General features: G+C 41.1%; 14 protein-coding genes. 4 read left to right on the top strand and 10 right to left on the bottom strand.

From position 1 onward, the window contains the following. Positions 1-84: 84 nt before the first annotated feature. From IGI49_RS17785 to IGI49_RS17775, 3 genes are read left to right on the top strand one after another with little or no spacing between them, the layout of a single operon-like run. On the top strand, positions 85-1,563 hold the full coding sequence (locus IGI49_RS17785; protein WP_429962774.1) for a UbiD family decarboxylase: 1,479 nt from the start codon (positions 85-87) through the stop codon (positions 1,561-1,563). A gap of 16 nt (positions 1,564-1,579) precedes the next feature. Then, positions 1,580-2,149: a UbiX family flavin prenyltransferase gene (locus IGI49_RS17780; RefSeq protein ID WP_207702026.1), complete on the top strand. Its 570-nt coding sequence runs from the start codon at positions 1,580-1,582 to the stop codon at positions 2,147-2,149. Position 2,150: 1 nt separating this feature from the next. Then, positions 2,151-2,567, top strand: a complete 417-nt coding sequence (locus tag IGI49_RS17775) for an amino acid decarboxylase (RefSeq protein WP_429962773.1) — start codon at positions 2,151-2,153, stop codon at positions 2,565-2,567. 261 nt (positions 2,568-2,828) lie between these two features. Here IGI49_RS17775 and IGI49_RS17770 read toward each other — a convergent pair whose 3' ends face one another. The 9 genes from IGI49_RS17770 to IGI49_RS17730 form a co-directional block, all read right to left on the bottom strand. Then, complete coding sequence (locus IGI49_RS17770; RefSeq protein ID WP_429962772.1) at positions 2,829-5,225, bottom strand: leucine-rich repeat domain-containing protein; 2,397 nt, start codon at positions 5,223-5,225, stop codon at positions 2,829-2,831. Positions 5,226-5,639: 414 nt separating this feature from the next. Next, positions 5,640-5,945, bottom strand: a complete 306-nt coding sequence (locus IGI49_RS17765; RefSeq protein ID WP_207702029.1) for a YciI family protein — start codon at positions 5,943-5,945, stop codon at positions 5,640-5,642. Between the two features lie 18 nt (positions 5,946-5,963). Then, positions 5,964-6,269: a YciI family protein gene (locus tag IGI49_RS17760; protein WP_207702030.1), complete on the bottom strand. Its 306-nt coding sequence runs from the start codon at positions 6,267-6,269 to the stop codon at positions 5,964-5,966. Positions 6,270-6,284: 15 nt separating this feature from the next. Beyond that, positions 6,285-7,193 (bottom strand): helix-turn-helix transcriptional regulator, encoded by a 909-nt coding sequence (locus IGI49_RS17755; protein ID WP_429962771.1) that lies wholly within the window; start codon positions 7,191-7,193, stop codon positions 6,285-6,287. Positions 7,194-7,316: 123 nt separating this feature from the next. Continuing rightward, positions 7,317-8,141: an ABC transporter permease gene (locus IGI49_RS17750; protein ID WP_429962770.1), complete on the bottom strand. Its 825-nt coding sequence runs from the start codon at positions 8,139-8,141 to the stop codon at positions 7,317-7,319. Beyond that, positions 8,141-9,163 carry an ABC transporter permease gene (locus IGI49_RS17745; protein ID WP_429962769.1) on the bottom strand — a complete coding sequence of 341 codons (1,023 nt, stop codon included), beginning with the start codon at positions 9,161-9,163 and terminating at the stop codon, positions 8,141-8,143. The genes IGI49_RS17750 and IGI49_RS17745 overlap by 1 nt, the downstream gene beginning before the upstream one ends. A 24-nt stretch (positions 9,164-9,187) precedes the next feature. Continuing rightward, a complete protein-coding gene (locus IGI49_RS17740) occupies positions 9,188-10,798 on the bottom strand; it encodes an ABC transporter substrate-binding protein (protein WP_429962768.1) in 1,611 nt (536 codons plus the stop codon). A gap of 3 nt (positions 10,799-10,801) precedes the next feature. Beyond that, positions 10,802-11,797 (bottom strand): ABC transporter ATP-binding protein, encoded by a 996-nt coding sequence (locus IGI49_RS17735; RefSeq protein WP_429962767.1) that lies wholly within the window; start codon positions 11,795-11,797, stop codon positions 10,802-10,804. Between the two features lie 2 nt (positions 11,798-11,799). Continuing rightward, complete coding sequence (locus tag IGI49_RS17730) at positions 11,800-12,792, bottom strand: ABC transporter ATP-binding protein (RefSeq protein WP_429962766.1); 993 nt, start codon at positions 12,790-12,792, stop codon at positions 11,800-11,802. Between the two features lie 799 nt (positions 12,793-13,591). Here IGI49_RS17730 and IGI49_RS17725 point away from each other — a divergent pair. After that, positions 13,592-14,935 carry an MATE family efflux transporter gene (locus IGI49_RS17725; RefSeq protein WP_429962765.1) on the top strand — a complete coding sequence of 448 codons (1,344 nt, stop codon included), beginning with the start codon at positions 13,592-13,594 and terminating at the stop codon, positions 14,933-14,935. 75 nt (positions 14,936-15,010) lie between these two features. On the opposite strand, the gene lacD is transcribed toward IGI49_RS17725, so the two are convergent. Continuing rightward, the gene (lacD, locus tag IGI49_RS17720; protein ID WP_429962764.1) at positions 15,011-15,982 is read right to left on the bottom strand and encodes a tagatose-bisphosphate aldolase; all 972 of its coding nucleotides are present in this window, start codon (positions 15,980-15,982) and stop codon (positions 15,011-15,013) included. Between the last annotated feature and the right edge of the window lie 4 nt (positions 15,983-15,986).

Below are 15,986 nucleotides of genomic sequence, written 5' to 3'. Positions count from 1 at the left end.
TACTTCTTTTTAAAATGCGATTTGTTTTCTTCCTAATAAGGCGAATACAATAAAGAAGAAGAATTTTTATTAGGAGGAAAACAAATGAGCCAAGAAGAACTATACGATTTACGCAAGGTCTTAGAAGAATTAAAGCAAGAGCCTGGTGCTTACCATGAAACCGATGTCGAAGTGGACCCTGATTCCGAGCTGGCTGGCGCCTACCGCTACATTGGTTCCGGCGGCACCGTGATGCGTCCTACTCAGGAAGGTCCAACCATGATGTTCAACAACATCAAAGGCTTCCCCGGTACGCGAGTGACTATTGGGATTATGGCCAGTCGTAAACGGGTTGGAAAAATTTTGAACTATGATTATCGGTACCTTGGTCGATTGTTGAAGGAATCAGTAGCAAATCCTATTAAGCCAGTGAAGGTTTCTAAAGAAGAAGCCCCTGCACAAGAAGTGGTACATTTAGCCACGGATGATGGTTTTGATATTCGCAAGATCTTACCGGCGCCGACTAACACGCCTCAGGATGCTGGTCCTTATATTACGATGGGCGTAGTACTAGGTTCTGATCCTGACAAAACGATGAGTGATGTTACTATTCACCGAATGGTATTAGAAGACGAAGATACGATTGGAATGTATGTCATGCCTGGTGGACGTCACATTGGTCATTTCCAAGAACAATATGAAAAATTGAATAAACCTATGCCGATTACCATCAATATCGGACTTGATCCAGCAATTTCTATCGGAACGACCTTTGAACCGCCAACCACCCCTCTTGGCTACAACGAACTTTGGATTGCTGGAGCGCTACGTAATCAGCCAGTTCAATTAGTCGACAGCCTTACTGTGGATGAAGTGGGGATTGCCCGATCAGAATTTATCATTGAAGCTGAAATTTTGCCCAACGAACGTATGCAGGAAGATCTTCACACGAATACGGGTCATGCTATGCCTGAGTTTCCTGGCTATAATGGCGATGCAAATCCGGCGGTAAATATCGTAAAGGTTAAAGCGATTACTCATCGTAAAGACAATCCGATCATGCAAACCACCATTGGACCAAGTGAAGAGCATGTTTCCATGGCAGGAATTCCAACCGAAGCCAGCATTCTAGATTTAGTAGAAAAGGCCATTCCCGGTAAAGTAGTGAATGTTTACAATCCTCCAGCTGGCGGCGGCAAATTAATGAGTATTTTGCAGATTCACAAGGAACGGGAAGCCGATGAAGGCATCCAGCGTCAGGCAGCGATTTTGGCACTGTCGGCCTTCAAAGAATTGAAGACAGTCATTTTAGTAGATGATGATGTGGATATTTTTGATATGAATGATGTGATGTGGACCTTGAATACACGTTTCCAAGGGGACAAGGATATTATCGTTCTGCCCGGCATGCGGAATCACCCATTAGACCCGTCAGAAATCCCTGAATACAATCCGGGTGTCATTCGCTTTCGTGGAATGAGTGCCAAGACTATTTTAGATGGCACAGTACCTTTTGATTTGAAGGATAAATTTATTCGAGCACAATTTAAGGATGTATCTGACTGGGAAAAATACTTGAGATAAGAAAGTAGTGAATTAGATGAAAAAAAGACGGATCGTCATCGGCATCACCGGCGCTTCAGGCACCATTTATGCATTGGATCTGTTGAAGGCCTTGAAAAACTATCCGGAAATTGAAACCCACGGAGTCATTAGTGACTGGGCCAAAGAAAATTTGAAAATCGAAACCGATATGACCTTGACTGAGGTTTATGATTTACTGGATTATCACTACTCAGTTAAGGATTTAGGTGCTTCTATTGCCAGTGGTTCTTTTCTAGTGGATGCAATGGTGATAGTGCCTACCAGCATGCGAACGGTTGGGGCAATTGCAATGGGCCTAGCAGATAACTTGATTACACGGGCTGCTGATGTGACTCTAAAGGAACAGCGGAAGCTGATTTTAGTTCCTAGAGAAACACCCTTGCATGCCATTCATTTAGAAAATCTGACTAAGTTAGCCAAAATGGGGGTACAAATCATTCCACCTATTCCAGCTTTTTACAACCAGCCCCAAACCATTCAGGACTTGGTGCATCATCAAACCATGAAGTTGTTGGATGCCCTGCAGATTGATAACGAGTTATCTGGTCGTTGGAAGGATGCTTAAGATGAATCAAACAGTCGTAAAAACGCAAGCCGCAGGTTTTACAATGTCTGCTGAGGCCAAACAAATCGGTGGAGATCTGCTGATCACTTTAACTGGTGGAGACACACCGCATATTGGTACGGTGACGACTTTCTCCCGTAATCAAAAGAGAGAGACCCTTCGTTTCGAGAGCCACAGCGGACGGTTCCATAAAGATGATGTTTTAGCTGAGAAGCTGTTGGAAATCCTGGCGCCCTTTATTCCGGGAAACTGTGTGATTATTTCAGGAGTCCATGTTAACGGAATTACGCAGGAACAAATTGCCGCTTCCTTTGATATGGCTGCTCAATTGAGTCAGCAGCTAGCTGACTGGCTGAAAAAAAATCCTTTTACCTCGAAAGCCCCTATCTACAAAAAGGATCACGATGTAAATGACTGAAAAATAGACACCCCTCGAAAATCTGCTGAAGATTTTTGAGGGGTGTCTATTTTGTATATAAGAATTTTCAACACTAGCAGAACTTCCCCATTGAAGCGTCAGATAAGCACACTTATTTTCTGCTTCATCGTTTGAATACGTTGCTCTGAAGCTATTCAATGGATGGTCTAAAAGATGTTTATTGTATGAATCTTAGCACTAGTTTAGAAGAATTGACTGTCTAAAAGACAACCACCTTTTTTAACTGGTCTCGTGCTCAGCTTATATCTTTTTCTTATCCTTTTTCATCCAGATAAATAATCCAGCTGACAAGGCTACTACAATTATCCCTACAGTTGCAAATAGATTGTTCAACTGCTCACCTGTTTTCGGTAAAGCTTTATTAGAAGTTACCGTACTTGGTGTACTAGTAGACGGTATTGTAGTAGAATTGCCTGTCTTTATTGTGCTTGTTGGCGTATTTGGATCCTCTGCAGTTGGCGTACCTGTAGTCGAATCTTCTGTATCTGACTTTTGTTTATCCAGCACTGTTAAAGTAATTGTCTTTTCTGCTACATGGGACTGGCTGTTAGGTGTCTTTCCTTCGACATAATAAGTAATTTTATACTTTCCAGCCTGTGTCAACGTATCATTGATTGTAGAAACAGGTATTCCCTCTCCTTCGACATCAAATCCCGTAACGTAGTCTTCTGCATTTTTGAATTTAGCCCAAGATAGGACTTCTTCTTCGGTTAATTTATCACCAACATGCATCGTTTTATCCGCCGCTTCGATGGTTGGTGCGGACTGATCTTTTTTAGGTAAAACAATGAGTTTTACCTCTTTCACTTGGCCATCGGCACTTGTTAAGCTCACTTCATATTCACCAGCTTTAGACACGTCAGCTTTACTCAAGTCAACACTAACCTCAGAAGGTTTGCCATCCTTGTCTGTTGCACTAGCTTTGAAGTCAGAGGCAGTAGGTTTTGGATCCCCAACATGCATAGTGAAGTTTTCTCCAGCGATCTTTTGTTTATTATCATTATCTAAAACAGTAATCGTCGAGATACTTGTGGTTGTTAGTCCATAAGCGTTAGTTACACCATATTTTATTGTATAGGTGCCAGGTTTGTTGGTGTCCACACTATTATTCAATACTTCAATTTTATCAGTTAAATCTGTTTTAGGAGAACCATCCTTTTGTTGGTCAAAGGCTGATACATTTTTTAATGCGTCAAAGGATTCTCCTACATGGATGGTCTGATTACCTGCCTCGATAACTGGCGCCACCGGATCTACCCAATTAACACTAATTTCCCCACTGCCACTGTATTGTCCTTGAGCTCCTTGCCAAGTAAAACTTACCTGTGAAGGCAGATTGGTTGGACTTGCTTCGATAATAAAGCTTTGAACACTATTTGTACTACCTTCAATAGGCTTGATTGACCCATCCGTTAATTTCACTGCAGAAATACCTGCTAAATTATCCAACGTTAATGTTTGAGCTGTCGGATCTGGTGTTCCCGCATAGTATCCTGTTGAACTATCATATTGATAATCTAACGAAGTAATCGGCACAGCAATTTCATATTGCTTCGTATTATTTCCTGTTGGTTTAATCAGTGAAATATCTTTTTCGTAGGTTTGATTGATTGCCGAAGTATTTGAATTCAGTTGGTAACCTTCCATAAATTCAATACTGTAAATTTGGTTATTATCCACCTTATAGACATGTAAATTCGGGTATCTGTCTTTTAAATTCTTCATGACAGAAATATCTTTAATTTGATTATTGTTAACGATTAAGTATTCCAAATTAGTAAATGTTGCGTTTGCAAACGCATCGATCTCGGTAATCATGTTATGGCTGGCATCAAGAGTCACCAAACTAGTTAAGGTCGACTTAGCAATTGGTGAAATATCTGTAATTTGATTGTGTGAGGCCAATAAGGTATTTAGCTTAGGCACATCAACATTCTCGATAATCGAAATGTCAGTTAATAGATTGTTAGAGACATCCAATCGTTCAATATTCGGCAAATTAATGCCTGCAATACTGTTTAAATTAGTCAATACATTATTGGAAAGATCGGCAGACGTTAATGAAGTCAACTGGTTACTTTTTACAAAGGAGATATCTGATAAATTGTCCCCTGTTGCAATGATTGTTTCCAACTTTGATAATGTGCCGATTTCAGATAGATTACTTGTCTTTGATAGATCTGTATTCGTTACAGATAAATAGGTTAGGTTCTTTGCATAAGACAAACCTTGTGCATTAGAAATTTCTTTGCTATCAATAGAAGCACTTGTGATACTAAGCATATCTTGTTGCGTGAAGTCGGTTTTGCCTAAAATTTCGGCTACAATTGCTTGTAGGTTTTCATCTGGCATCCATGAATCGATAGACTCATCTCCAGTAGCAAGCACTTCAACTTTTTCACTATCCGTATTCTTATTATTGTTTATGTCTTCGGTTGCCTTTGTATCCTTTTGGTTTTGATTTTCAGCAGCTGTTGAATCATCTCCACCCTTACTCGTTTTGTCTTCTGTTTCCTCTGATACTAATTCTTGGCGACTGCCTGAAGAATCAGTTGTTGTCTCAGCAAAGCTTGTCAAAGGAACCAATGCTTGTGAGCAAAGTACTAAAGCTGTCATAAAAATATGTGTTTTTTTCATATTACTTTCCCTCCGCCTTTTCGTCAAAAAAGTTACAAACATACCACCTTACTCAAAAAAACAAGTTTAAGATCTATGGATAGGTATCTTTTTCTAAAGAAAATAACTCAAAATTAATTTTCTTACAATGATTATCATAATAGAATGAAAAAGAAATGGCAAGATGATTTTTTTAACACTAATAGAGAGTGGCAGTAAAAATGTTTCGGAGTATTACGTAGGGTAGTCGCTGCTTAGCTCTTCCTAAAGCTATCTTTACGATAGGAAAAATAAAAAAGTTAATACCTTCATATTTTTTTAATGAACAAACTTTTTTCTTCGTGAAAAATAGGTACCTTTTAGAAATACTGCCGAAGCGTTTCTAAAAGGTACCTATTTGATTGAATTTATTCAACTACTTACCGTAACATTATTTTACTTATCTGCCGCTGGAAAAACCATTAAATTCCAACATTGAAGCTCATAACGGTAGAACCCGCCTTTAATAATCGGATCTTCGTCAGAAATTCGTTGGGCATCGGCCAAATCATTGGCTTCGAAAAGAATCATCGCACCATCGACTTCCTCTGTTTCCATATTCCCAAATACTCCGGCTAATAAATAGCGTTCACTGGCTAATTGTTGAAGATACTCCATCGAAGCCATCGCTTCTTCTTCACCAACCTCTCGTTCATCAAGCTTGTAATCTGTTCTCACATATAGCATTTTTTGTTCATTCATCTGCTTCCAACTCCTCCTTTAATTCCCAAACAAATAATTGTTTTCCTTATCGGCTACCTGTACTGCCTTCAGCTTGTAAGTAGCGTACCCGCCAACTACTAACGGCTCTTGCTTACAAAGCATCTCCGCTTCTTCATAGCTGGCAGTTTTAAGCAGCAGCATACCAGCGACACCAGGATACCCTTTAAAGACACCACAAAAATCTAACTTGCCAGCTTCGTCCAGCTTTCTCAAATGCTCAACGTGCTTTTCCACCTCCGCCTTCGTCAAACGATTGTAGGTTTTGGTTTTTTCAATAAACATAGCATAGACCCATTTTTCCATTTACTTTTCACTCCTTTACTCTTCATACATCTGAACAATCATTAACGCTTGCTCCTTTAACATTGTTTGGACTTTTTTTGGTGACAAAACCTGCACCTGCCTGCCAAAAGAAAGCAAGTAATGAATCATCCAATGATTCAATTCCGCTTCAAACTCAACCACGTAACTGCCGTCCGCTTCAACTGTCAATTGATCTTCAGCGAATTCATCGTACAATCGATGGATTGCCTCTGGTGAAAACCTCAGCTGCAGCTTGGTCAACCTTTCTACTGCTTTTGGTGATTTCATTGAATAGTCTTGCGGTAATTCTCTTGCAAAGGTTTCCGTTTGTACCCTCAATCGTTTCGTTCTGGACAGTCGAAAAACTCTTATTTCCAGCTTTTCTTGGCAGTAGCCGACAATATACCAGGCATGGGATTTAAAGACTAAACGTAAGGGTTCAATTTTCCGATGGGATTTTTGTAATTCAGAATTTGCATACTCAAAAGCAATCACATGCTTATTTAGAATGGCATACTGCAAATCCGACAATTTAATCCTTTCGGTGTCATCGCTTCCCCAATAAGAAAAATCTACCTCTAACCATTGCGGCTGCAGCACATTATGAAAGACTGCTCCAATCTTACTAATTGCTATTTCCGCATTTGGATAGTCGGTTGCCTGTAGAAGCTGCAATCCGTGGTAAATATTCTGCTGCTCCTCTTTAGTCAACAAGGATTTATCCAGCGTATAGCCCTCTAATAAGGATATCCCACCTCCAGCACCTTTGGCGGACAAAATAGGAATTCCTGCTAAGGTCAGTGTATTGACATCTCGATAAATGGTTCTTGTTGAAACATTGAACTGTTCCGCCAGTTCCTTTGCAGTCACTTGTCCATGATCGATTAAATAGAAGATCATTTGTACCAGACGTTCGATTTGCATGAGTCTTCTTCCTTTTCTATAAAAATCATAGCATACCTAATATGACAACTAGCTGTCGCATTTGGTTCATTTATTCTTAAAACCAGCAAAGAGGAAATAAGGTCTTCCCTATTCCCTCTTTGTTTATTTATTTTTCAGTTTTGGATCTAGATAATCCCGCATGCCATCACCAACGAAATTTGCGCCAATGGACATGGAGAAAATGGCCAAGCCTGGGAAGGTGGACATCCACCAGTAATTCATGTTGTTGACCCCATCAGATACCATCGAGCCCCATTCTGGTGTTGGTGGTTGTGTTCCCAACCCCAGAAAACTTAAGCCAGAGAAGGTTACGATGGCATTGCCGATATCCAAGGTAGCCATAACCAGCAACGATCCTAGTGCGTTAGGAACAATTTCCTTCACCAAGATACGCAGATGACTGGCACCTAATACACGGGAGGCGACAATGTATTCATTTTCCTTCAAAGTAATAACCAAACTACGCATCAGCCTAGCGTAGTTCGGCCACCAAATAATAGTCATGGCAAAAACTGAATTTGAAATGCTGGGTCCTAAGGCAGAAGCGATTACCATTGCCAATATCAACGGCGGAAAAGCATTGATCAGCTCAGCGATCCGCATCATGACATCGTCAACAAATCCACCCACATACCCGGCAATTCCGCCATAGATTGTTCCCACAACAATCGTAATACAAACGGTCACCAGTCCTGCTGCAATCGACACGCGACTGCCGACTAAAACTCGCGAAAATACGTCCCGCCCTAACTCGTCAGTTCCCAGCAAATGACCGGAGCCAGGTGCTTGGAAACGCGCAGTCATATCTTGGGCAATTGGGTCTTGAGAAACTAGATAGGGTGAAAGCAGTGCTGCTAAAATCCAGCCCACACAAATGACAATCCCTAATTTAAATAAAAAGTTTTTTTGCTTTAGAAATCGTTTCATCAGCTGTACCTCACTCTCGGATCAATCACTCCATAAAGAATATCGATTAATAGATTGAGGATTACATTGATTAATGCGATTAACAATGACACCCCACAAATAGCTGGGAAATCAAGGGTCGTTGCGGACAAATAAGCATATTGACCAATTCCTGGCCAAGAGAAGATTTTCTCAACAAAAACCATTCCGCCCAGCAAATTACTAAAGCCCATCCCCATAACTGTAATTACCGGGATCAAGGCATTGCCTAACGCATGACGCATAATGATTCGTCCACGAGACAAGCCCTTGGCCTTAGCTGTTCGAATATAATCCAATGAGGTTACTTCCAGTAGGTTGGAACGCGTTTGACGGGAGATTAACCCCATAGTGAAGAATCCTAACACAATTGCTGGAAGGATCAAGTGAGATAGGGCGTCATTTACCAGCGACCAATCTCCTTTCAATAATCCATCCAAAACATATAATCCTGTTCCACCTGTTGGTGCCGTCATTCTGGAATTAATTCGGCCGCCACCTGGGAACAAGTGCCACTTCGAATAAAAGAGCAACAGCATCACCAGAGCAAACCAAAAGTTAGGTATGGATACACCGCTGATGGAAATTGTTCGAACCGCATAATCCAAAGGTTTGTTGCGATAAACAGCCGACAACACCCCAAAGGTAATTCCAAAGATAATCGCAATGATCATCGCTACAATGGACAGCTCCAAGGTAGCTGGGAAAAACTGCTTCAAATCACTTAGCACTGGATTACCAGTACGGATCGAAATGCCCAAATCTCCCCGCAGCAAATTGCCTAGATAGATAAAGTATTGCTGCATCAACGGTTTATCAAGTCCCCATCTTGCGCGGTAAGCAGCAACGGCTTCAGGATCACTCATTGCGTGGGGACTCATGTTTGATGCAATTGGATCACTAGGAACCAAGTGAGAGATCATGAAAACCAAAAAAGAGATTCCGATGACCAGAAAGCAGACAAACACTAAGCGCCGCAATAAAAACCTTGCCATATTCCTCATGTGATTTTGCTCCTTGCATCTAGATTATTTGATAGCTACATCCTGGAAGTTGATTTTTTGTACTTCATAGTAGTTCACGCCATCTAAATTACTGCGGTAAGCCAATACCTTCGGATGCTGCACTAACATAGCATAAGGCATGTCTTTATCAAGCAATTCTTGAAGCTCTTTAGAAGCTGCCGCTCGTTTGTCTTCATCTGATTCAGTTTCAATTGTTTTTTGCAGTTCGCTAATTTTCCCATCGGATGGATCTGTTGTCCATTTCGCACGTTCACCGACAGTTTCACCTGGCAGGAAGGCTAATTGATTGTTGATATCCATGTAATCTGGATGCCAGTGCATCATTAAGAATTGTTCTTTCCCTTCACGGTAAGAATCAATCACGACCCCGATTTCAGAGGTTTCGATTTTAGCATTGATCCCAATTTTACTTAAATCGTCTTTGATTTTTTGGCCAATCGTCGTCCAAGACATTCCTTCTGTGTCAAAGTTCGCTACAGTAAATTTCACTTCAAAACCATCTTTGTAGCCAGCTTCGTCCATTAATTTTTTCGCTTTGTCTAGATCCATATAGTCAGTTTCTTTTTCCAAAGCCCCAGTGAAGCCTTCCGGTACAATGTTTAATGGTAAAACTGATTTATCGCCGCAGATTTCCAACAACTCTTTGTAATTAATTGCTAAACGAACCGCTTCTTGCACCTTAGCATCTGCCATCGGTCCACCGATTTCCGGATCATCATTCATCAATAGGAAGGTAGTCGTTGTTCCAGTGTAGTTCTTCAATTCTACGCCTTCTTGGTCTTTCAGTTGAGACGCATTGTCTACCCCTACGCCTAAAGCAATATCAATATCTCCTTGCTTCAAGTTTTGAATCTGTGTGTTCACATCTGGAATTTCTTTACAGATGACTTTGTCGTTCTTCACATCGCCCCAGTATTCTTCGTTGCGATCAAGCACCACTTCTACATTTTGTTTCCATTCGCTGAGAACATAAGCTCCTGATCCTGCTGAGTTTTGGTTTAACCATTCTTCTGCAGTATCTTTAGTTGCCGCATCTTCAGCGTCTGTTCCGCCATGTTCTTTGACTACTTCAGAATCCATAACTGCGAATGAGTTGTTCGCCAGTTTTACTAGAAATGCTGCATCCGGTGCATTTAAAGTAATCACTACCGTTTGATCATCTGGTGTTTCTACACTTTTCACATTTTCGGTATGATGACTTGTATTACTCTTTAAATTTTTCGTCCGATTAATACTGAAGGCTACGTCTTTTGATGTCAGTTTGTTCCCGCTAGAGAACTTCACGTCTTTTTTCAGCTTGAAGGTATGAACCGTTTGAGAATCATCTAGTTCATGTTCTTCCGCTAATGATGGTTCAGGTGTTGATGAATCATAGGTCCGGTACAAGTTATCGTAAAGTGCATAGTAAACCATGTTGCCATAAACTTCGTAACCATGAGCTGGATCCAAGGTCTTCAAGTCAGAGTCCATTCCTACGACCAACGTATTTTCCCCATTTGTGCTGCCTCCAGAGCTTCCCCCTGAATCATCTGTATCTCCGCCACCGCCACAAGCAGTTAACAGCAATACCAACGTGCTTAACAAACCCAATGCGACTTTTTGATGTTTTTTCATTTTCTAATTTCCTCCCTCAGTGTTTTTTTTACATAAATGACAAGCCACAAAGTGATTGTCTTTTACTTCAAGTAATTCCGGATTCTCTGTTTCGCAAACCGGCATAGCATATGGACAGCGCGTATGGAACTTGCAGCCCTTTGGTGGATTGGAGGGACTTGGAACATCCCCTTTTAAAACGACACGATCCGTTTTTTCCAAATCGATCGTTGGTGCCGCAGAAATCAGTGCTTGAGTGTAAGGATGCAAGGTATCTTCATAGAGTGCCTTTTTATCCGCCAGCTCCACAATATTTCCTAAATACATCACGGCAATCCGATCACACATGTGGTAAACAACCCCTAGGTCATGGGAAATAAACAAGTAAGTTAGTTCCATCTTTTCCTGCAGGTCTTCCAGCAGGTTAATCACTTGTGCCTGAATTGACACATCTAAGGCCGATACTGGTTCATCACAAATGATGATCTCAGGATTCAAAGCCAAAGCTCGAGCAATACCAATCCGCTGCTTTTGTCCTCCAGACATTTCATGGGGATAGCGATGCTTATACTCCGGTGCTAATCCTACCATGGTTAAAAGCTCATCAATCTTTTGATCAATCTCCTGTTTAGACATACTACTTTTATGGTGAATCTTAAAAGGCTCCGCTAAGATAGCCCCGATCCGATTTCGCGGATTCAGACAAGCGGAAGGGTCTTGGAACACTAACTGAACCTTGGAACCAAAGGCCACCTTTTCTTTACGACTTTTTAGCTGATTCACTTCTTGTCCATCAATACAAATTGCCCCCTCAGTGATTGGGAACAAATTCAAAAGAGTCTTTCCAAGCGTACTTTTCCCGCAGCCGCTTTCACCTACCAACCCAAATGTTTCACCCTTTTTTATTTGAAAGGAGACGCCATCCACAGCTTTCAGTGTGCCCTTTTTCCCTTTACTGTCTCGAATATCGAAATATTTTTTTACATTTTCTAATACGACTATCGGTTCTTGTGCTTCCATTGTTATGGGCTCACCTCGACTTCCTCGGCTGAAGAATATTTAAAGCAGCGTACCTTTCGTCCCTCAGCAGTTTCTGATAAAGCAGGTCGTTTCTCCTTGCAAATATCCATTGCATAAGGACATCTTGGATGGAAGCTGCAGCCTTTAGGCATATCATCCAAACGCGGAACAACACCATCGATACTGTTTAATGGTTCCTTTTGATCCTGCATTTTAGGAATTGCTGCAATTAAGCCCTCGGTATAAGGGTGCATTGGTTCATCGAGAATATCGCGAATACTGCCTTGTTCAACAATTTTCCCTGTATACATCACTACCACTCGATCACAAACCTCAGAAACTACACCCAAGTCATGAGTGATCATGATAATCCCCATTTTCAACTTTTCCTTCAGATCCTTCAGCAGCTCTAATATTTGTGCCTGGATCGTAACATCCAGTGCAGTTGTCGGCTCATCGGCAATTAGGAGTGGAGGATCACAAGCTAAAGCCATCGCAATCATGATCCGCTGCCGCATACCACCAGACATTTGATGGGGATACTCATTGAAGCGCTGCTCCGGCGCCGGAATTCCAACCAGCTTCAAAAGATCAATTGCTTTAGCTTTAGCCTCTTCTTTACTGATCTTCTCATGAATCAGCATCGATTCCATGATCTGCTTGCCGCATTTATGGAGTGGATTTAAAGAAGTCATAGGCTCTTGGAAAATCATCGCCAGTTGATTCCCACGATAATGCTGCTTCTCTTTTTCTGGCATAGTGATCAAATCTTTTCCCTTGAAAAAGGCATGTCCAGTAACGGAAGAGGTATCTTCATCCAATAGTCCCATAATGCTTAATGAAGTAACGCTCTTGCCGCTTCCGCTTTCACCAACGATTCCCAAGGTTTCATTTGTATTCAATTGAAGGTCCAAATTGTCGATTGCTGTGACTGTTCCATTGTACGTTCGGAATTTTACAGTCAGATGATCGACGCGTAACAATTCTTCATCCATAAAATAATTATCTCCCCACACGATTCTTTCTTTAATGATCCATTAGAATACCTATCATTTTCTAATCTTAGGAAAAATACATTGTCAGAAATTTCACATAATACTATATCTATTTATTATAACAGCACTGGAAACGTTGTCAAGACGGCATCGTTTGCGAATATAGCTATGTGATTCTCATTGATAACATACAAATTGATACCCTTAAATACTTAGTTTACAATGAGAAATTTTATTTTTTTCCAATTTACTAGCGATTTATTCTTTGGATAAAATTCATTTGGTGTTGCTTTTTTTCTTTCAAATAACAAATTTCGAAATTTATTCGATTGAATCATTCGTACCGAGACACTTCCTTTGATAGTGATGGAAGTATTTTTTTCACTCACTGTCAGGAAGCTGCATAAAAATAATCTAGCCATTCGGATGTTTGTGCAGAGAATACCCTTTTATGGAAAAGCTCAGTATTAGTTAAATAAAGACCAGGTAGGTATCGGATTTACAGACGGTCCTAACGATTCAATGTAGCTACTTATTGAAGTTTGAGAGATTAGAGACAAAAAAGCTACCGATTCACATGCTCGTTAGAAGAAACATGCACACTGCTGAAGAGCAACAATCGATTTGAAGTCTATTGACATTTCTTTCCCCCCTTGTTACTTTAATACTAGTTAAATTATGTGATTAGTTTAAGGCGTTTAGAGGTTACCCCTAGTGTACAAATCGTACATCTGCGTAACCTCTAAGCGCCTTTTTTATCAGCTAAGCAGGTTTTAAAATCAGAAGGGATGGGGTTGCGTTGGGGAAAGACATGACTCAAGGTGGAATTGTCAAAATGCTGCTGCTTTTTACTATTCCTTTAGTATTGAGTGGCGTATTTCAACAGCTGTTCAATTGGGTGGATGCGTTCATTGTTGGAAATGTTGAAGGAGAGTTCGCACTAGCTTCGATTGGTGCAACCTCAGCTGTGTATAATCTGTGTATTACTACAATTGTAGGCTTTACTTCTGGAATTTCAATTTTGTCTGCACAGCAGCAAGGTAGAAAAGAGCTGGACAAGGCGAGAAACACCCTAATATCCTTTACCCTGATTTTAGGGGTATTTTTCTTATTAGTTGCAATGCTGGGGATCTTTTTCACTACGCCGATCATTGATACGTTGGGTACCCCAGAAAATTTAATGGCCGTTGCAAGACAATATCTCAGAATCATGTTCATCGGTGTTCCGTTTTTAGCTATTTATAATGTGTATGCAGCTATTCTACGAGGATGCGGAGACAGCCGAGCTCCGTTTGTCGCGATTATCGTCTCTTCGCTGATCAATGTGGTACTAGATCTTCTACTCGTAGCTGTCTTGAAGAAAGGTGCTGAGGGAGCAGCTATTGCGACTGTGTTTGCGCAAATTGTTATGACTATATTTATTGTTCTGTACACGGAGAGAAACTATTTTTATTTGAAGTTTCGCTGGAACAAAAAGTTTTTTACTCGCACAGCAATTACTCAAGGCTTCGGTTTTGGCTTGCCGCCGACGATTCAAGCGAGTACTAGTTCAGTCGGAAACCTGATTCTCCAGCGGTTTATGAACGGCTTCGGAGAGCGAGCGATTGCCGCGTTTAGCACGGCTTATCGCATTGACTCCGTGATCCTTTTGCCTATCGTGAACTTTGGATCGGGAATCGCAACCGTCGTGGCACAAAATATTGGGGCAGGTAATCCTGAACGAGCGAAAAAGGTGTTGAAAATCGGCTTGATTATGATGTCTATTATCTCAATCGGTTTGACAGGATTGGTTCTTGTGACTGGGGAATATTTACTGACCATCTTTGGTCTTACGTCCCAGTCGGTGGCAATTGGTAAATCGTTCTTTCAAGTATTGGCAAATTTCTATATTGTCTTTGGGTTGGCCATGGCGATTAGAGGCTATTTGGAAGGAAGAGGCGACATGTTGTTTTCCAGTGTTGCTGGGATTGCTGCGTTGCTCGTTCGGATTGTCGTATCTTATGGATTTGTTGACCAGTTTGACCGTATGATTGTTGCGTATGCGGAAACTTTTTCATGGGTGGTCCTTCTGGGAATCTATCTTGCTCGTTATTGGCAAACGCAGTTAAAAAAAGCGGTGTTTGCGAAATTTCCTGACCAATAAAGCAAAGTAACTTCTTATTTAAACAGATAAAAAATTCGACAAACATACTAATTAGATGTGTTTGTCGAATTTAAGTTAATCAAGTTTTATTGGTGTCGCAGTTTCGTTAAGTACCTGATTCAACGCTTCAATATTGCTTCGCCCCTGAGTTTGCAGCCATTCTTTGGCGGCTTCTGTTCCTTGAATGACATAGGGTTCTACACCGTTTGCCCAAGTTGCTCTTCCACATAGCACTCCATTAAAGGTAGAGCCTGCTTCTTTGGCAAAATGCAAGGTTTCTTGGAACAACGCAGCACTGACACCCGCACTTAAAAAGATAAATGGTAGATTGGTTGCTTCAGCTTGTTCCTTGAAGAAGCCTGCAGCCTGCTCTTTAGTATAGACAGGTTCTTCCTCTCCATAGCCTGCTACAAAGTTCATATTAACTGGCACTTCTACCTTTAATACATCTACTCCATAGCGAGGGGCTGAAAATTCTTTCATCATTTCAATTACCTTATGAGGCTTTACCTTGGCATATTCTAATGAAGAGCTGTCAGCATTAGCGGCATCATAAGAAACTAATTCGAGAAAGAAGGGAAATTCTTCTGCTTCACATTCCGATCCAATTCGTTCCATAAATACTTTCTTTTGTTTATTAATTGCTTCGTCTTCATCTACATCGTAGTAGAGCAAGAATTTACACGCATCTGCTCCAGCTTCCTTCAAACGCTTCACCGACCATTCAGAAAGAATATCTGGCAAGCGTCCAGGAGTAGTCGCATCGTATCCGGTCTTCTCATAGGCCAGCAATAAACCCGCAGTATCCGCTCGTTCGTCAGCCGCCGGCAAGCCATATTCTGGATCAAGCAGAATAGAACTAGCGTAAGGCGTCAGCTCTTTTGAAACTAGTTGCTTGAACTCAGCAATTTCTTCATCGGTGGCCTCGCTGCCTTTAAACTTAGCGATCATTTTTTTCAAGGCACCCCGTTGATCAATTGCTAATGCGCCAATGATTTGCCGCTCATTGCTTAACTGCTTCAAGTAATTTCTTTTTGCTTCCTTCATTTTT

This window comes from Enterococcus sp. AZ071, from assembly GCF_050499065.1.
GTDB lineage: Bacteria > Bacillota > Bacilli > Lactobacillales > Enterococcaceae > Enterococcus_A > Enterococcus_A ferrettii.
The sequence above is the reverse complement of the archived record's forward strand: the minus strand, read 5'-3'. Positions and strand labels throughout refer to the sequence as shown.